This is a genomic window from Bacillus sp. CZDM1 (genome assembly GCF_055502545.1).
Genome location: NZ_JBUESO010000001.1, coordinates 84,620 through 102,529, shown reverse-complemented (window position 1 = coordinate 102,529; position 17,910 = coordinate 84,620). Strand labels below are relative to the sequence as shown.

Sequence of the window (17,910 nt, the reverse complement as noted above, 5' to 3'; positions counted from 1 at the left end):
ATAATATTGTCATTTTATTTTTACCTTCATGAGGGTTTTCATTCGTTAATTTTGTAATCGCTTTCTTCTATTATTAATAGTTCTAAAAGGATAGCTTGTTTTATATTCTGTAAAAGATAAGACTAAAATCATATTGCATGCTCTAAATTTCCGGTTTATGATTACTTAGAAAAAGATACCTAAAATATTTGAAACTTAATGGGTTTCCTTTCGTCTTATATAAAAGAAGTTTAAATCACCTTGGACTGCCAGATATTTTAATTTCGAAATTAACCGAGGAATTTGACCAAGCTTCTAGAATGTTAGATTACTAGCAAAATATAGTGAAAATTGACGAAAGAAATTGGTTATTAATGGAAGTGAATTTGTTTTTATTTTGATGGATATGTGATATAGTAATTGAGGTTCGTTTACCAAAGTTATTGGTAAGTGAGAGGAGAATTAAAAATGAAAAAGATTAGACTGCCTGAAATAAAAAATAATGGATCCATTGCTTTCTTTGCAATTGCCGTTGTTTTATTTTGGCTAAAAACATATGCAGCATATCAAGTTGAATTTACCCTTGGAATCGATAATAACCTACAAAAATTCCTCTTGTTTATTAATCCGCTAAGTTCAGCGCTATTTTTCTTTGGTTTAGCTTTACTTTTCAAAAAGCGCATGAAATTAGTCATTATTATCACAAATTTTATTTTGTCGTTCTTATTGTACGCCAATATTGCCTATTACAGATTCTTTAGCGATTTTATTACGGTTCCAGTTTTAATGTCGACCAAAACAAATGCAGGTCAACTCGGAGATAGTGCTCTTTCATTAATGTCTCCATTTGATTTCTTATACTTCTTAGACTTTTTTATTTTGATTGCATTGTCTTTTACTTTATTTAAGAAGGTTACTGTTGAAAATCGAAAGTCATTTAAAGTAGTTCTCTTGTTTGCGGTCACTGTATTTTTGTTTAATCTTGGGCTGGCAGAAAAAGATCGTCCGCAGCTATTAAGCCGTTCGTTTGATAGAAATTACTTGGTAAAATATTTAGGTGCCTATAACTTTACCATTTACGATGTTATTCAAAATATCAAATCTTCCGGCCAACGGGCACTTGCTGACAGCAGTGATATAACGGATGTGGAGAATTATCGGAAAGCTAATTTTGCAGCACCTAATCCTGAGTACTTCGGTAAAGCTAAAGGAATGAATGTAATCTATATTGCAATGGAATCACTTCAAAGCTTTGCTATCGATTATAAAATGCCAGATGGCCAGGAAGTAACACCGTTCTTAAATTCCTTAGTTCATGGGAATGAAGCATTTTATTTTGAAAACTTTTTTCATCAAACTGGTCAAGGCAAGACGTCTGACGCAGAATTCCTGATGGAAAATGGATTATACCCAATGGCTCAAGGTGCAGTTTTCGTCAATAAAGCACAAAACACCTACCATGCAATGCCAGCCATTCTAAAAGGTAATGGCTATTATTCCGCTTCGTTTCATGGGAACTATAAAACGTTCTGGAACCGAAACGTTATGTACAAAGCTTTAGGATATGATCAATTTTTTGATGCCGAATATTACAATATGACTGAAGAAAATACTAAGAATTACGGTTTAAAGGATAAGCCATTCTTTACAGAATCAATGCCTTTACTAAAGAGCTTACCGCAGCCGTTCTATACAAAATTTTTAACACTTTCTAACCATTTTCCTTTTGAAATGGACCCAGAGGATACTGAGTTTCCTGCTGGAGATACTGGGGATAAAGTGGTCGATCAATATTTTCAAGCAGCACACTATATGGATGAGGCGATTGAACAGTTCTTTAATGATCTAAAAGCTTCAGGTTTATACGATAATACAGTCATTGTAATGTACGGGGACCATTACGGTATTTCTGAAAATCACAATGAGGCAATGGCGAAGGTCCTTGGTGTTGAGGAAATTACTCCAACCCTAAATACCGGCTTGCAGCGTGTTCCTCTACTTATTCATGTTCCTGGAATGAATGGAGGGATTCAGCAGCAATATGGTGGTCAGGCTGATGTGCGTTCAACCATTCTTCACTTATTAGGTATTGATACAAAAGACTACTTGGAACTTGGATCTGATTTATTTTCAAAGGATCACCGTAATTGGGCCTTATTTAGAAATGGAGATTTCGTCTCACCTGAAATCGTTCAAGTAAAAGGGAAATGCTACAGTAACGTAACAGGGGAAATACTCGAAGGTACTGAGGCATGCAAGGAAATTGCTGATAAAGCCGCAACAGAGCTTCAAATGTCAGATGAAATCGTTTATAAAGACCTTTTACGTTTCTACCAGCCAGCTGGATATACACCAATAGATCCTAATGATTTTGAATATTTAGCTCCGAAAGTGAAAAAAGGAGTAATTGAAAGTAACGCAGTAAAAGGCACCGAAGCTACCAATGAAACTGAAAGTACGGATGGTACAGAAGGTACTGGTGAAACTCAAACTGAAACAGAAACAGAAGGTATAAATGAAACTGAATCTGCAAATGAATAACAAGTGAATAAAAAAGTAAAAGTGGAGCTTTCATTAACAATGAGAGCTCCTATTTTTATTAGTAATTATGAATAAATATGTAGCCATACAATTATGTTTATAATATAATAAATGGTAAAAAAATTGCATGATGCATGGTGTGGAGGAGATTGATATGAGAGATGTAAGGTTAATTAACATATTTGAACATCATATTGCACAAAAATACTTGAATCGATCTGGCATTGCACATGCAATTGCAGTGGCCTATCATGCCTTTCATTTAGGCAAAGAACATCAATTGGATGTTGATATTGCAGCAAAGGCGGGGCTTTTACATGATATGGGGCACTACACCTGGTATAAAAATGGGAAATGGGATTATGATTTATATAAACAAAATGACATTCATCCAATTAAAGGGGCGGAGAGAGCTCACAAATTATTAATCCGTCTTGGTGAAAATCCAGTAAAGGCAAAAAATATCGCTTTAGCAATACTGTTTCATACCGATTCATTTTTACCATCAAACGATATTGTTCGTACACCTCTTCAGCAAATTGTGAAATGGGCCGATGAGAAAGACGAAGAAGAGGGTGGAATGCATCATTATCGAAGTATCGATTACGACCGGGCAAAGCAAAGCATTATCCGTTTAGATGACTGGATAGATACAGAACTAAGAAAAATAACAGAGTTGGATTAAAAAAAGCTGTGCTTTGGGCACAGCTTGAATTAATTTTTATTAAACTTTGTGGAAGCCTTCCTCAGTTAAAAACTCTTCTGCTTCACCATAGGTATCAAAGCTTTCTTCAAGATTTAATCCATAGTAAATATTCCAGGTATCGTTCTCGTTAATTAAGATCAGATGATTTTTTTCCTCGTTCACCCAACGTTCTTCAACCTGATTACCAATAATGGCTTCTTCAGCAAATGATTTTTCAACGGGTAATAAGGATTCAATGGAATCCTGAATTAACTTTTTTAATTCATCTGCAGAATAGTCACGGATATTAACCATTCCTTTATCATCGGTTTGATAGGTATGTAGGTTTCCTGCATAAACAAATCCGTTTCCATTTGGGTGAAGATGATAGACCACATTTTTTTTATCAGATGCGCTATTTGGCAGCTGGAAATTAACGCGTTTAAGTGAAACGTCTTTTCGCTCTAGTTCTGGGAATGACTCGATTATGGCTAATTTTTCGTTAAAAGTAAGCATTGATGCCTCCAATATTATCGTAATGTAACTATCATACAGATAGTTTAACTGAAGATACAACAATTTATTTAAAAAATGCTTCAGCGCCTAAACACTGAAGCATTTTTTATTGAAGCTGCATTTTTAAAATCCGCCGCCAATGAAAGCAGACCCGACAATTATTAAAAGTATAAACAAAACAACAATTAATGCAAATGCATTGTTGCTACCACCTTGTTGACCCATTCCATCTTCACCTCCACAGTTATCACTTCAATTTATGATTTAACGGGTTAGAAAGCTTGGACGAAGTTCATGGTTGTATTATTTTATAATAAAAAACCATTGAATGGGCACTAAAGTCATGTTAACATTATGTAAATAAATAAAAACGATTTTTGGAGGAGCCTGTCACCAAGGGATAACTATGTCCCTTGGTGACTGGCTCCTTTTGTATTTCCAAAAATTGAAAGTAAAAATAATGAAATGAATCGAGAGGTGGAATGATAGTGAAGAGTTAATATTGATACCGATAATTTAGCTAATAACCAAAAGGGTTGGTATCTCAGAAATAAGGAGGTTTTGTTTTGTCTTTTCTACACTTGGCGATTGTAGCACCATTAATCCTATCAATTTTTATCCCACTATTTTACAGAACATTTCGTCAAATACATACTGGCTGGTTTGTGTTACCTTTACCGATTTTATTGTTCGGCTATTTTCTCACTTTCCTGCCGGAAACAATGAGTGGGACATCATTTATTAAAATGATTAACTGGATTCCGTCTTTAGGAATTAATTTTACAGCAAAAGTCGACGGACTTGGCCTTTTATTTTCCCTGCTTATAACAGGGATTGGGGCATTGGTTGTTCTATATTCCATCTATTACCTAGCAAAGAATAAAGAAAAGCTCAATCACTTTTATGTATATTTACTTCTCTTCATGGCTGCCATGCTGGGAGTTGTCTTATCGGATAATTTAATTGTGATGTATGCATTTTGGGAGTTAACTAGCTTTTCATCTTTTTTATTAATTGGTTACTGGTACGAACGAGATAAATCCCGCTATGGTGCACAAAAATCAATGCTTATTACAGTATTTGGCGGACTTGCCATGCTAGGGGGCATCATCCTTCTTTACATTATGACTGGAACCTTTAGCTTCACCGAAATTATGTCTCAAGCAAATGAAATTTTTAACCACTCATTATTTGTGCCTGCATTACTTTGTATTTTACTTGGTGCTTTTACAAAATCTGCACAATTTCCATTCTATATTTGGCTTCCTGATGCTATGGAAGCTCCTACGCCAGTTAGTGCTTACCTACACTCGGCGACGATGGTCAAGGCAGGAATATATTTGGCAGCACGTTTTACACCTGTGTTTGGAGAACATATTCTATGGTTCTGGCTTGTTTCAGGTGTCGGAATACTGACCATGATATGGGGTTCTGTATTTGCCGTGAAGCAAACCGATTTAAAGGCGATATTAGCCTTTTCTACAGTCAGCCAATTAGGACTTATCATGTCCTTGCTTGGTGTTGGAGCAGCGGCCCATCATTATGATTTTTTGGATGAAAACATCTTTACGGTAGCTGTAACAGCGGCTATTTTCCACTTAATCAACCATGCAACCTTTAAAGGAAGCTTGTTCATGGCAGCTGGAATCGTCGATCATGAAACAGGTACGAGGGATATACGTAAATTGGGCGGTTTAATGCACTTTATGCCAATCACGTTTACAATATCTATTATTGGTGCATTCTCAATGGCAGGACTTCCTCCCTTTAATGGTTTCTTAAGTAAAGAGATGTTCTTTACAGCAATGGTTCATGTAACCGAAATGGATATATTTAACCTTGAAACCTGGGGGATTTTATTCCCAGTGCTGGCTTGGATTGCCAGCATCTTTACCTTTATATATAGCATGATTCTTGTTTTTCAAACCTTTACAGGTAAATATCAGTCGGAAAAATTTGATAAAAAACCGCATGAAGCGCCTATTGGATTGCTGATTTCACCGATAATATTAGTTTCACTAGTGATTATTTTCGGTTTTTTCCCAAATTTATTATCTGATAGTCTAATCTCACCAGCAATGTCCTCGATTCTTCCAAGTCTTTTAGAAGCGGGGGAAGAATTTAAGGTTCATATTTCCTTCTGGCATGGTCCTACAATTGAACTGTTTATGACACTTGGTGTAATTATTTTAGGATTATTTCTATATAAAACACATTCTAGTTGGAATAAAGTCTATAAAGGTATTCCAGAGAAGCTTGCTCTTAATCGATTCTATGACTTTGTATTAGAAGGATTACAATCAGTCTCCTATAAACTGACAAATACTTATATGAATGGATCAATTAGGTCGTATCTTGTATATATATTTGCATTCTTCATAATAATTCTTGCAGCCACCCTTATAGGAAAGAATGCCTTTACGTTTAGTACAAGTAATGTATCTTCGATAGGAGTATACGAAGTAGCCCTAGCCATTCTTGTTGTTTTGGGGTCGATTTGTATTCTATTTGCTAAATCAAGAATGACTTCTATCATTCTGCTTGGTGCTGTTGGTTATACTGTTTCTCTATTTTATGTTCTATTTAGAGCTCCTGATTTAGCTTTAACTCAACTTGTTATCGAAACAATTTCTGTAGCATTATTCTTGGTTTGCTTCTATCATTTACCGAAATTAAGGAAGTTTGAGACAAGGATGAGATTTAGACTAATTAATGCTCTCATCTCAGTTGGAGTTGGTGCAATTGTAACCTTAATCGCACTTTCCGCTCATAGCAGTAAGCTATTTGACTCTATATCAAAATATTATGTGGAGAATACGTATACAGAGGCTGCCGGCAAAAACATGGTAAACGTAATTCTCGTTGATTTTCGCGGCTTTGATACTCTTTTTGAAATCACAGTATTGGCGATTGCTTCATTAGGAATCTTTGGCATGATCAAATTAAGATTGAACAGGAGGAAAGAAGGATGAGAAAAACAAACAATATCATACTTGAAACAGCCATAAAAGTTCTTCTTTTCTTTATTGTCCTGTACTCAGTCTATATTTTCACTGCAGGCCATTATTATCCCGGTGGAGGGTTTATAGGAGGTTTAATGACAGCCGGTGCGATTGTACTTCTTTTAATTACCTATGATATCAAAACAGTTGAGGAGTTATTGCCAGTAAACTACCGGATTCTCACAGCGATTGGGCTGCTATTTGCAATTAGTACAAGTGCAGGTTCTCTCCTATTTGATGTCCCGTTTTTAACTCATGCATTTGGAGATGTTCAATTACCGATTCTTGGTGAATTATCACTTCATACAGCAACACTTTTTGATTTAGGAGTTTACTTTGTTGTTGTGGGAGTTACGATGACCATTATTCAAACGATAGGGGAGGATGAATAATGGAAATATTAATGGCATTTGTAATTGGTATTCTATTTATGACCGCCACCTATTTAATGCTTTCAAAAAGTCTATTACGCATTATTGTTGGTACTGGTCTATTAAGCCATGGTGCTCATCTCCTTATTCTAACCATGGGTGGACTCAAACGAGGAGCTGCACCAATTCTAGGGGGGAATGAGGAGAGCTATACAGATCCATTGCCTCAGGCGTTAATTTTAACAGCCATTGTTATCAGCTTTGGTGTGACAGCATTTTTCTTAGTATTGGCTTATCGATCCTATCAAGAGCTGGGAACAGATAATGTAGAAGAAATGAGGGGAACAGAGAAAGATGACTAACTTAATCATTTTACCTATATTAATCCCCTTATTTACTGGGGTAATATTAATTTTTCTGAATAAAAGAATCACCGCTCAGCGAGTTGTTGGAACGATTTCTTCAATAGGTACAATTATTGCAGCTTGGTTAATTGTACAAAAGGTACGGATTGATGGGATCCAATCCCTCAATGTCAGCAGCTGGGACGCTCCATTTGGGATAACTTTAGTATCTGACATGTTTTCAGCACTCTTAGTACTCACAACAAGTATTATTTCGTTTGTTTGTTTCATTTACTCCTTTAAATCGATAGGAGAAGAACGTGAAAAATATTACTTCTATGCTGTGTTTAACTTTTTATTAGTAGGAGTAAACGGGGCGTTTACAACAGGAGATATCTTTAACCTATTTGTGTTTTTTGAGGTTATGCTTATGTCTTCCTATGTATTGTTAGTACTTGGAGGAACCAAAATCCAACTTAGAGAATCCATTAAATATTTACTTGTCAATGTCATTTCATCAGCGTTATTTGTTATTGCGGTTGCCTATTTATATTCAGTAGTCGGGACGTTAAATATGGCGCATATTTCTACTCGAATAAATGACATTAGTGTAAATGGGATGCCAGGAATATTAACGGTTATTGCTGTCTTGTTTTTAATCGTTTTTGGTTTAAAAGGGGCCATTTTCCCACTCTACTTTTGGATGCCGGGATCCTATTATGCGCCGCCAGCCCCTGTATTAGCTCTTTTCGGCGCTTTATTGACAAAAGTAGGAGTTTATTCGATTACAAGAACGTATACGCTTTTCTTTTATCATGATATGGATACTTTTGGTCTTCTTTCCATTCTAGCGATTCTGTCAATTGTGTTCGGTGTTATTGGTGCAATTGCTTACTGGGATATCAAGAACATCATTATTTATAATATCATCGTCGCTGTAGGTGTTATCCTGTATGGGATTTCCGTCTTGAACACTGCTTCCATCACAGGTGCTGTTTACTATTTGATACACGATATGCTTATAAAAGCAGCCTTATTCTTGTTAATAGGTGTTGTCATTTCGATTACGGGAACTAGTAATTTAAGAAATTTCAGCGGGCTAATTACCCGTTACCCAGGTCTTGGCTGGACTTTCTTTATTGCTGCTCTGGCTCTCGCAGGAATTCCGCCGTTGAGTGGATTTGTTGGAAAGCTCCTTATTGTGCAAGGAGGGTTTGAGGGGGAGAGCTTTATTGGCGGCTTCATTACACTGATGTCCAGTTTACTCGTTCTTTTTTCGGTTATGAAAATCTTTATTAATGGTTTTTGGGGAAAGGACCGCACATACCGCGGAGAGGAAAAAGCACCTGTAAAACAATTGCTTATTGCTCCTGTTATTTTAGTAGTGATTTCAGCTCTATACGGAATTGGTTCTGAATCCATATTGCCGTATATTACGCAGGCAGCAGATACCTTATTAGATCCTAATATCTATATCAATGCTGTCTTAAAGGAGTGAAACGTTTTGGCATTTCAAATTTTATTGAATGTGGTGTTAGCCTTTTTATGGATGTTTATTAAGGTTTCCTACGATCCCATTAGTTTTATAAAAGGCTATATTTTTGGACTCCTTATTATATTTGTGCTTAGGCGTTCCTTTAGCAGCCGGTTTTATTTATTTAGATTATGGTCCTTCATAAAGCTGATCTTTATTTTTATCAAGGAACTCATTTTGTCCAATATAGCCATTGTAAAAGTTGTTCTAAAACCTAAATTAGATATGAGACCAGCTATTTTTGCAATGGACACGGAACTAACGAGGGATTGGCAAATCACACTTCTTTCTAGTTTAATTACCTTAACTCCAGGTACATTAGTGATTGATGTTTCAGAGGATAATAAAACCCTTTTTATTCATGCGATGAATATTGGGGAAGTAGAAGATGAGATTAACAGTATTAAGAATTCCTTTGAAAAGGCTATTTTGGAGGTGAGCAGCTAATGCTTGAAATCTTTATTCGAATAGCTTTGTTACTCTGTTCTATTTCGATGCTAGGATTAATTTATCGGGTAATAAAAGGTCCCAGTACAGCAGACCGAGTGATTGCATTAGATGCGATTGGTGTGAATCTTGTTGCCATTACAGCATTGATATCAATTGTTTTAAGCTCTCATGCTTTTCTCGAAATCATCCTATTAATTGGTATTCTTGCCTTTATCGGAACTGTGGCGTTTGCTAAGTATTTGGAAAAGGGGGTTATTATCGAACGTGAGCGTAATCATTGATTTTCTCATCGGATTTTTTATCTTAGTTGGATCCCTATTTTGCCTGATAGCTACTATTGGAGTGATTAGACTCCCTGATGTTTATACGAGGAACCATGCCGCCTCAAAAGCTGCTACATTAGGGGTAATGTCTATTCTATTGGGAACTTTTCTATATTTTTATGCACTTGAAGGTCATTTTAATTCCAGGCTTATCTTAGGCATTATCTTTCTTTTTATGACTTCTCCCATTTCTGGCCATTTAATTAACAGGGCAGCCTATAATTCAGGAGTGAAACTTTGGGACAAAAGTGTAAGAGATGACCTTAAAGAATATAATAAAAAAATAATGAAGAAGTCATCTTTAGATTAATATCGAAAAAAAAGTGTTCCAAGGACTGCTTGGAACACTTTTTAACATTTTATTTAGAATCTATAATTCGAACATATTCCCTAGGCTTAAAGGGCTCAAATAATTTCCATTGGACATTAGATATCTCGGTGTTTAAATTCGTATTCATCGGAGTATTTTCATTATTCATCGGAACTACATTCAAATTATTAATTTGAGATTCCATATTATTAACATTAAATTCTCGATGATTTTGCAGTTGTGCCTGCAGTAACCAAGCTGATGAAAATAAAAGTGAAAATATTGATAAACACACTCCGATTTTTATTTTCATTTTGTACAAACACCTCCCATTAGGATTAGTTTGTACAAAATTAAACCATTATAAAAACCATCTGTGGATTTTTCTGGTTTAAGAAGCAGATTTTAGAGTTTTAGGTGTTGATTTACTTCCAACCTTTTTTAATCCAACAATAAAGCGAATGGTAAAGATGACGGCAGCAGCTATAATAAATATTCCGCAAAGAGCTCCTACTTGGTCGGAAGCAGTCCATTGTGGCAAATGCTCGGCCCATCTACGCGGTGCACTGATTTTTCCTGCATATAAGAATGAACCTGCTAAACCGGTAAAGAAAATAAAATAGGTGAAAATCGCAAATTTATCATAACTATTTTGTTTCTGAGTTCCTTCGGTTTTATTAAAATAATACATAAATCCGAAAATCATCACAACGACGCCCATCCCCATATACGTATGGAAGTGACCTGGAACCCATTTTGTGTTATGCATAACATGATTGACAACAATGGTTGAGTCAATAATCGCAGGTACTGCACCGGCAACCCAGCCAAACATCGCCAAAAACATCATGCTTGAGGCAAAATCCCATTTAATTGCAGAGCGGTAGACAATCATTAATGCACCATATGCTGTAACAACCATAACAGGAAGACCGTTTGCATATGAAAAAACTTGACCGACAATTAACATCCATTTTGGTACGGCAAAATCCATAAGCAAGTGGTGTGTATAAATCATTAAAGTAAACAGTGTAGAACAATTCCAAGCAATCAAAAATGCCTTATTTGATTTCCAAGGACGTTGGGTATAGTTCGATAGAATTTCATAAACAGCGATAACGGCCATGTAGATGGTACAGTTTGCAAAAATATGTCCAAAAGCATAGGTTAAATGCTTAGCGAGCATTGGATCAATACTGATCGCTGGATTGATAATATTTAAAATTGAAGCAACCAGAACATAAGCACCTGCAAGAATGGCAATAGAATTCGTGATGATGACCATTGTTGTAGCAACTGCAGCAGGTGGAGGACCATAGCCTTTTTTTCCTCCGAAAATATAATCCCAGCCAAGAGTCTTATGCAATCCGCCATATTCTTTTGTTAATCTAGCAGCTAAGTAGAAGTACATTACTAAATACCCAATACCTAATGCCAGCATTCCAAATAAGAATAATAACGCACCTAATTTACCATATAGATTTGCTGAATAAGCTGGAAGCGGGAATAGGAAGGTCCAGCCGTCTGAAAAGTTAAAACCAAAAATAGCGGTCAGAATCATGACAACCCCTATCAAAGACAGTATTAAATTAGTGAAAAATACTTTTGAATTTAGATAGATATGTTTTGATAGGAAGTACCACATAATGGCACTGCCTCCTAAAGCGGCAATTCCAATCATCCCTGTTCCATGTATGGTCATAATCTTATAGAAAAACTGTGGTGATATTTTTACCACATTCCCCTGATTTAATAACATCATGACTCCAAAAATCATCATTAATACAAGAACAACGGAGGTAACCATTAAGGCTAAAGCAACGCCTTTATTATTAATACTACGAGCTTCAGTGATCATGGTCATTTCCTCCTTTTGCTTTGACAATTATGTCTTTCATCATCACGTGATGTCCGACACTGCAATATTCCAAGCATAATATTTTATACGTGCCTGGTTTGTCAAACGTAATCGTGAGCGTATTCGTGTATTCCGGCATTGCCTGTGTTTGGGCAATTAATTCTAACTCCGGGTCATAAATACCGAATCCGTGAGTAACATCTTTACTTGTTACTCGAAATTGAATCTCTTCTCCAACTGTAAAGTCTTCATCACTGAACTCCCATGCGTATTGCAGCCCAGCCACCTCAACAACCTTTGCGTGCTCTTTAGCAGACGCATGTTGGTTATGGTATGGTAGCTTGCTCAGTGACATAGCTGAAGCAAACCCCATTACTGCGAGCAGCCCCAGAAAATAAAATTTACGAATTTTGTAGCCCTTTTCTTGTATCGGTCCATATTCTCTTAATCTTCTCGATTCCCCGTACACAATAGCAAATGCCAAAGCAAGAAGAAAAACGAGAAATAAGGTGACGTACCATGCAATTGATTGGTACATATATATCCCCCCCAGTTAAATTGATTAAACAAGTAGTCCCCCAACCACATGTTTAATTCCAATTAACATTTTAATCTACAATTTGTGAATAAAAAGTGAAATAAATCATACCCTTCCTAACAAATCCTTCCTGAGACTAGTTCTTTATAGCTATCTTTTTTTTAACCCCCAATAATGTCCACTAGGGTACGAATACTTTGGTAAATAAACAATGGAGGTTAGATATGAAAACAACAATGATTGATATCGATAAGTTACTAGATTCTACTGAAAATCTAACATCTGAGAAAATCACAAATAAATTAAAAAAGATTGAAATTGATAAACTATTAGCTCAAACACAAGATTGGTCAAGATAAATTGAGAAATAAAGGAAAGAAGCTCTCGGAATAACCGGGAGCTTCTTCTATTTTTGATAAAAAATCTAAATAAGTAGGTCAAAGAAATTTGTCGCTTTAAAGCGAAAAAATAATTTTGGGTAATTCTATTGCTTTTAGGGCAAAAAAATACTAGAATAACTTTTATAATATAATAAATCTTTAGAAAATTAGAAAATGAGTTTTAGGGGGATGAACAATGAAAAAGCGTGTAAAAGTAGTATCCTTCGCTTTAGCAGGGATGATGATGCTTGCTGGGTGTGGCAGTAAGGAATCAACAGGCGGAACGGAAAAAGAAGGGGAAAAAGTATTTAAAGTTGGTATTTCTCAGTATGTATCACATACATCGTTGGATGAGGCCACAGAAGGATTTAAAAAGGCATTAAAAGATAAAGGCATTAACGTAGAGTTTGACGAGCAAAATGCCCAAGGTGAAGCGGCAAATGTCCAAACCATCTCTAATAATTTTGTTGGGGATAAAGTCGATCTCATTTTTGCAAATGCAACTCCTAGTGCAACGGGTGCATTGAATGCAACAAAGGAAATTCCAATTATCTTTACATCGGTTACTGACCCAGTCGGTGCTGGATTGGTGAAGGCATTTGACCAGCCTGGTGAAAATATTACCGGTACAACAGATAATCATCCTGAAGGAACAGCAAAGACGATTAACTTCATTACCGATGAGGTAAAAGCAAAGACAATTGGTGTCATTTATAATTCAGGTGAACAAAACTCTGTTGTTCAAGTGGAAGAAGTGAAAAAACTTGCAGAAGGCAAAGGTGCTAAGCTTGTAGAGGTTTCTGTCTCTACCTCTGCTGAAGTGAAACAGGCATCTGAATCATTAGTTGGTCGTGTCGATGCTATCTATATTCCTACAGATAATACAGTTGTCTCTGCTCTTGAATCCGTTATTTCAGTTGCAAACGACAAAAAGATCCCTCTGTTCGTGGGTGAGTTAGATTCAATGAAAAAAGGGGCAGTTGCTGCGAGCGGTTTTGAATATTTCGATATTGGATATCAATCAGGTTTAATGGCTGCTGAAATTTTAAGCGGGAATAAGAAGCCTTCTGAAATTCCAGTAGAATTACCAAGCAGCTTAACGCTTGTTATTAATAAGAAAGCTGCAGAAGCACAGGGGCTTGAAGTGAAAGAGGAATGGAAAGACCTTGGAGAGTTTTACGAAGGCGAATAATAAACATAGGCAATGCTGGGAGTCAGCCGCTAAAATGGTTGACTCCTTAATGCCTGTATATGGAGTTATATAACTAAGAACAAAGACTTTAAGAAAGGATGATCTCAATGTTTACAGCCATATTTGGATCATTTGAAGCAGGTATCATCTACGCGATTATGGCACTGGGCGTCTATCTTTCCTTTCGTATCCTGGATTTTCCGGATTTAACGGTAGATGGGAGTTTTGTTACAGGAGCAGCGTTATCAGCAGTCTTAATTGCTGGTGGGGTTAACCCGTTTTTAGCCACAGTAATGGCATTATTTGCAGGATTTGCAGCAGGGTGTATGACCGGGCTGCTACACACTTTTGGAAAAATTAATAATTTGCTATCTGGTATTTTAATGATGATTGCACTTTATTCTATTAATCTTAGAATCATGGGAAGATCAAATATACCGCTATTAAATACGGAAACTTCTTTTACACAAATCGGTACCTTTTTCGATAGTCTGGGTATAGATTCTTTCTTAAACAGTCTATTAACGATGGTTGGTCTGGGAGACAGCCTTCCTGGTACATGGGGAATTTTAATTTTTATGATTATTGTTACCTTTGTAATTAAATTGTTTACAGATTTATTTTTACAAACGGAAATTGGTCTTGCTTTAAGAGCGACTGGAAACAACAAACAGATGATTCGCAGTTTCTCTGCCAATACCAATCTCCTCACCATCTTGGGGCTTGGATTATCCAATGCACTAGTAGCTTTTTCGGGTGCCCTAATCGCACAGCAAGGTGGTTTTGCGGATGTGGGTATGGGAATAGGAATGATTGTTATCGGTTTAGCCTCTGTTATTATTGGTGAAGCCTTATTTGGTACTAAGTCGATTTCAAGGGCGACTCTAGCGGTTATCGGAGGAGCCATCATCTACCGTATTGTTGTTACTCTTGCATTAAGGGTGGAATTCCTAGATCCTGGTGATATGAAGGTAATCACAGCATTAATTGTTATCATTGCCTTAACTGCACCAAAATTAATTGAACACTCTAAAGAGAAAAAGCGCAAAGCCAAGAGAAGACAAGAAAAGCTGAATATGTTACAAGCATCGGCTGAGCGAAAGGGTGAGAACCATGCTGCACTTAAATCAGATTCATAAGATTTTTAACGAAGGTACTCCTGATGAAAAAATTGCAATCGACCATGTGAATCTAACCTTGAATCCAGGCGATTTCGTTACGGTAATAGGCAGTAATGGAGCAGGGAAATCGACCTTAATGAATATTATTTCTGGAGTTTTAATTCCAGATGTCGGTGATATCTATATTGATGGTAAAAATGTAACCACGATGTCGGAATATAAACGGTCGAAAATGATCGGACGTGTTTTCCAAGACCCAATGGCAGGTACAGCTCCTAGTATGACGATTGAAGAAAACCTTGCTATGGCTTACTCTCGAAATAAAACGAGAACCTTCAATAGGGGAGTCACTAAAAAAAGGCGTGATTACTTCCGCGAGGTTCTTGAATCCTTACATCTAGGCTTAGAGAACCGGTTAAGTGCAAAGGTAGGATTGTTATCTGGCGGAGAACGGCAGGCACTATCGTTGTTAATGGCTACCTTCACAGAACCCGCCATTTTACTTCTCGACGAACATACTGCTGCGCTTGATCCATCGAGAGCCGAATTAATAACCAACCTAACACGTGAAATTGTTGGCAAGTACCAGCTTACCACCTTAATGGTTACCCACAATATGCAGCAAGCCATTGATCTCGGTAATCGGTTAATTATGATGGATAAAGGTCAAATCATCTTGGAAGTCGATGCAGAAAACAAGAAAAATTTAACGATTGAAGGATTATTAGAGGAGTTTAAAAGAATTCGCGGTGTACAAATGGCCAGCGACCGTGCGGTTTTGTCCTAACTCCATATAGAAACAGCCTTTTAAAAGGGGTTGTTTCTTTTTTTTTGTACAAAACTTTACTACTCAAAAGCGTTATTGCTTTACCGGCCGCTCTTGATGGGACGAGTTAGTATCACGTAATATATATTCTGAATATTATTAATTAAATGATAATGGGAGGAATATAAATGAAAGAAAAACGTATAAAAGCAGAAGACCTTGCTAACGACTTTTTCCCGGTTAGGGATGTCGATTATATTGAAATTTACACAAATAATGCGAAGCAAGCCTGCCACTTTTTTTGTACCGCATTTGGGTTTAAACCAGTTGCATATTCCGGCCTTGAAACGGGAAATCGTGAAACCGTTTCCTATGTGCTCCAGCAACGAAATATTCGTCTTGTTCTCACTGGTTCCTACAAGGAAGATACACGAGTTGCTCAGTTTGTAAAAAAACATGGTGACGGTGTAAAGGACGTTGCACTTTTAGTTGATGATGTTGATAAGGCTTATACCGCGGCTGTGGAGCGTGGAGGAATTGCCCTAAAACCTCCATTTGAGTTGAAGGATGAAAAGGGGACTATTAAAAAGGCCGTTCTCGGTACATATGGAGACACCATCCATACGTTAGTAGAACGAAAGAATTATCAAGGTATTTTTATGCCAGGTTTTGATCCCTATTCCGTCTATCTGCCCATCGAAGATGCCGGTTTGATTGGTATTGACCACGTGGTTGGTAACGTTGAACGGATGGAAGAATGGGTTGAATATTATGCGAAGGTAATGGGATTTGTAGAGATGAAGCATTTCACTGATAAAGATATTACCACTGAGTATTCTGCGTTAATGTCTAAGGTTATGCACAATGGCGGCAGAATTAAGTTTCCGATAAATGAACCAGCAGAAGGGAAACGTAAATCACAAATTCAGGAGTATTTAGAATTCTATAATGGTCCTGGTGTACAACATCTTGCGATCCTTACGGAGGACATTGTCTCGACTGTAGCTACTTTGAAAAAGAATGGGGTTGAGTTCTTAAATACGCCAAGTACGTATTACGAGGATTTGGGACAGCGAATTGGCAAAATTGATGAAGAAATCGAGAAGCTCCGTGAATTAAATATTTTAGTCGACCGTGATGATGAGGGCTATCTGCTGCAGATTTTCACCAAGCCGATTGTCGACAGACCTACGTTATTCGTGGAGATTATCCAGCGTAAGGGTGCACGAGGATTTGGCGAAGGGAACTTCAAAGCTTTATTTGAATCGATCGAAAGAGAACAGGCTCGGAGAGGTAATTTATAATAAATAGAAATATTTTTTAAGGGGAAAAAGGGAGAGGGTGCCTCTCCCTTAAAAGAGTTTGATAGGAAAGAGGTGCAAGAATAATGGAAGTGTCACCAGACACGCTTGAATGGAGAGACGCCTATAAGCTCCTAATTGGCTCGATACTGCCTCGTCCGATTGCCTTTGTGTCAACCATAGATGAAAACGGAAATGCCAATGCTGCCCCCTTTAGTTTCTTTACCGCCATTTGTGCTGATCCGATGCTCATCTGTTTTTCCCCGATGAGAAGGGGAAGTGATGGAGGAAAAAAAGATACCCTTTTAAATATTGAAAAAACAAAGCAATTTGTCATAAATATCGTTAGTGAGAGTATGGCGAAGCAGATGAATGATTGCGCAGTTGAATTTGCTCCTGAAGTAGATGAACTAGAGGTAACAGGTTTAACAAAAGAGCCTGGTCGAGTGGTGAGGGTACCGCGTATAAAAGAATCTCTTGTGCATTTGGAGTGCGAACTCTATCAGGTGTTGGATTTTGGTGACCAGGCTGGTGCTGGAAGTCTAGTTATTGGTAAGGTTTTAAATATTCATGTAGAGGATGATTTATTTCATAAAGGGCGAGTGGATACAGAAAAACTTCAGCCGATTGGCAGAATGGCAGGTAATACCTATACCAATCCATTAGGAAAAACGTTTGATATTATTCGGAAATAGAAAT

The 17,910-nt window shown here is 37.0% G+C and carries 20 protein-coding genes; 15 read left to right on the top strand and 5 right to left on the bottom strand.

Annotated features, from left to right (window positions below; genetic code table 11):
* Positions 1 to 447 precede the first annotated feature (447 nt).
* Positions 448 to 2,520: a lipoteichoic acid synthase gene (ltaS, locus tag ACY3XC_RS00545; RefSeq protein WP_464866856.1), complete on the top strand. Its 2,073-nt coding sequence runs from the start codon at positions 448 to 450 to the stop codon at positions 2,518 to 2,520.
* 154 nt (positions 2,521 to 2,674) lie between these two features.
* Positions 2,675 to 3,205 (top strand): HD domain-containing protein, encoded by a 531-nt coding sequence (locus tag ACY3XC_RS00540; RefSeq protein ID WP_464866855.1) that lies wholly within the window; start codon positions 2,675 to 2,677, stop codon positions 3,203 to 3,205.
* Positions 3,206 to 3,244: 39 nt separating this feature from the next.
* Here ACY3XC_RS00540 and ACY3XC_RS00535 read toward each other — a convergent pair whose 3' ends face one another.
* Together ACY3XC_RS00535 and ACY3XC_RS00530 are read right to left on the bottom strand one after the other, a co-directional pair.
* On the bottom strand, positions 3,245 to 3,721 hold the full coding sequence (locus ACY3XC_RS00535) for a hypothetical protein (protein ID WP_464866853.1): 477 nt from the start codon (positions 3,719 to 3,721) through the stop codon (positions 3,245 to 3,247).
* A 123-nt stretch (positions 3,722 to 3,844) separates the two neighbouring features.
* Positions 3,845 to 3,946 carry a YjcZ family sporulation protein gene (locus ACY3XC_RS00530; protein ID WP_464866852.1) on the bottom strand — a complete coding sequence of 34 codons (102 nt, stop codon included), beginning with the start codon at positions 3,944 to 3,946 and terminating at the stop codon, positions 3,845 to 3,847.
* A gap of 341 nt (positions 3,947 to 4,287) precedes the next feature.
* Here ACY3XC_RS00530 and ACY3XC_RS00525 point away from each other — a divergent pair, with 341 nt between their 5' ends.
* The 7 genes from ACY3XC_RS00525 to mnhG are packed head-to-tail and all read left to right on the top strand — an operon-like array spanning position 4,288 to position 10,055.
* Positions 4,288 to 6,693, top strand: coding sequence for a Na+/H+ antiporter subunit A (locus ACY3XC_RS00525; protein WP_464866851.1), 2,406 nt, complete (start codon positions 4,288 to 4,290; stop codon positions 6,691 to 6,693).
* The gene (locus tag ACY3XC_RS00520; protein ID WP_179159120.1) at positions 6,690 to 7,115 is read left to right on the top strand and encodes a Na(+)/H(+) antiporter subunit B; all 426 of its coding nucleotides are present in this window, start codon (positions 6,690 to 6,692) and stop codon (positions 7,113 to 7,115) included. The genes ACY3XC_RS00525 and ACY3XC_RS00520 overlap by 4 nt, the downstream gene beginning before the upstream one ends.
* The gene (locus ACY3XC_RS00515) at positions 7,115 to 7,456 is read left to right on the top strand and encodes a Na(+)/H(+) antiporter subunit C (RefSeq protein ID WP_179159119.1); all 342 of its coding nucleotides are present in this window, start codon (positions 7,115 to 7,117) and stop codon (positions 7,454 to 7,456) included. The genes ACY3XC_RS00520 and ACY3XC_RS00515 overlap by 1 nt, the downstream gene beginning before the upstream one ends.
* Positions 7,449 to 8,936 carry a Na+/H+ antiporter subunit D gene (locus tag ACY3XC_RS00510; RefSeq protein ID WP_464866850.1) on the top strand — a complete coding sequence of 496 codons (1,488 nt, stop codon included), beginning with the start codon at positions 7,449 to 7,451 and terminating at the stop codon, positions 8,934 to 8,936. The genes ACY3XC_RS00515 and ACY3XC_RS00510 overlap by 8 nt, the downstream gene beginning before the upstream one ends.
* Before the next feature lie 6 nt (positions 8,937 to 8,942).
* Positions 8,943 to 9,419, top strand: a complete 477-nt coding sequence (locus tag ACY3XC_RS00505) for a Na+/H+ antiporter subunit E (protein ID WP_464866848.1) — start codon at positions 8,943 to 8,945, stop codon at positions 9,417 to 9,419.
* The gene (locus ACY3XC_RS00500) at positions 9,419 to 9,703 is read left to right on the top strand and encodes a Na(+)/H(+) antiporter subunit F1 (RefSeq protein ID WP_464866846.1); all 285 of its coding nucleotides are present in this window, start codon (positions 9,419 to 9,421) and stop codon (positions 9,701 to 9,703) included. Before ACY3XC_RS00505 ends, ACY3XC_RS00500 begins: the two co-directional genes overlap by 1 nt.
* Positions 9,687 to 10,055, top strand: coding sequence for a monovalent cation/H(+) antiporter subunit G (gene mnhG, locus ACY3XC_RS00495; RefSeq protein WP_464866845.1), 369 nt, complete (start codon positions 9,687 to 9,689; stop codon positions 10,053 to 10,055). Before ACY3XC_RS00500 ends, mnhG begins: the two co-directional genes overlap by 17 nt.
* Before the next feature lie 49 nt (positions 10,056 to 10,104).
* On the opposite strand, the gene ACY3XC_RS00490 is transcribed toward mnhG, so the two are convergent.
* The 3 genes from ACY3XC_RS00490 to ACY3XC_RS00480 all read right to left on the bottom strand — a co-directional run bounded on the left by ACY3XC_RS00490 (position 10,105) and on the right by ACY3XC_RS00480 (position 12,451).
* Positions 10,105 to 10,368, bottom strand: a complete 264-nt coding sequence (locus ACY3XC_RS00490; protein ID WP_464866844.1) for a hypothetical protein — start codon at positions 10,366 to 10,368, stop codon at positions 10,105 to 10,107.
* A 78-nt stretch (positions 10,369 to 10,446) separates the two neighbouring features.
* Positions 10,447 to 11,913 carry a cbb3-type cytochrome c oxidase subunit I gene (locus ACY3XC_RS00485; protein WP_464866843.1) on the bottom strand — a complete coding sequence of 489 codons (1,467 nt, stop codon included), beginning with the start codon at positions 11,911 to 11,913 and terminating at the stop codon, positions 10,447 to 10,449.
* A complete protein-coding gene (locus ACY3XC_RS00480; protein WP_464866842.1) occupies positions 11,903 to 12,451 on the bottom strand; it encodes a cupredoxin domain-containing protein in 549 nt (182 codons plus the stop codon). The genes ACY3XC_RS00485 and ACY3XC_RS00480 overlap by 11 nt, the downstream gene beginning before the upstream one ends.
* 224 nt (positions 12,452 to 12,675) lie before the next feature.
* On the opposite strand from ACY3XC_RS00480, the gene ACY3XC_RS00475 reads away from it, so the two are divergent.
* The 6 genes from ACY3XC_RS00475 (at position 12,676) to ACY3XC_RS00450 (ending at position 17,906) form a co-directional block, all read left to right on the top strand.
* Positions 12,676 to 12,810 carry a hypothetical protein gene (locus ACY3XC_RS00475; protein ID WP_256989115.1) on the top strand — a complete coding sequence of 45 codons (135 nt, stop codon included), beginning with the start codon at positions 12,676 to 12,678 and terminating at the stop codon, positions 12,808 to 12,810.
* A gap of 217 nt (positions 12,811 to 13,027) precedes the next feature.
* Complete coding sequence (locus tag ACY3XC_RS00470) at positions 13,028 to 14,023, top strand: ABC transporter substrate-binding protein (RefSeq protein ID WP_179159112.1); 996 nt, start codon at positions 13,028 to 13,030, stop codon at positions 14,021 to 14,023.
* A gap of 107 nt (positions 14,024 to 14,130) precedes the next feature.
* Entirely contained in the window at positions 14,131 to 15,162 is a 1,032-nt protein-coding gene (locus tag ACY3XC_RS00465) for an ABC transporter permease (protein ID WP_464866840.1), read from the top strand.
* Complete coding sequence (locus ACY3XC_RS00460) at positions 15,137 to 15,931, top strand: ABC transporter ATP-binding protein (protein WP_179159110.1); 795 nt, start codon at positions 15,137 to 15,139, stop codon at positions 15,929 to 15,931. Before ACY3XC_RS00465 ends, ACY3XC_RS00460 begins: the two co-directional genes overlap by 26 nt.
* A 167-nt stretch (positions 15,932 to 16,098) precedes the next feature.
* Positions 16,099 to 17,214 (top strand): 4-hydroxyphenylpyruvate dioxygenase, encoded by a 1,116-nt coding sequence (hppD, locus tag ACY3XC_RS00455; RefSeq protein WP_464866838.1) that lies wholly within the window; start codon positions 16,099 to 16,101, stop codon positions 17,212 to 17,214.
* 83 nt (positions 17,215 to 17,297) lie between these two features.
* The gene (locus tag ACY3XC_RS00450) at positions 17,298 to 17,906 is read left to right on the top strand and encodes a flavin reductase family protein (protein WP_464866837.1); all 609 of its coding nucleotides are present in this window, start codon (positions 17,298 to 17,300) and stop codon (positions 17,904 to 17,906) included.
* The last annotated feature ends 4 nt before the right edge of the window (positions 17,907 to 17,910 follow it).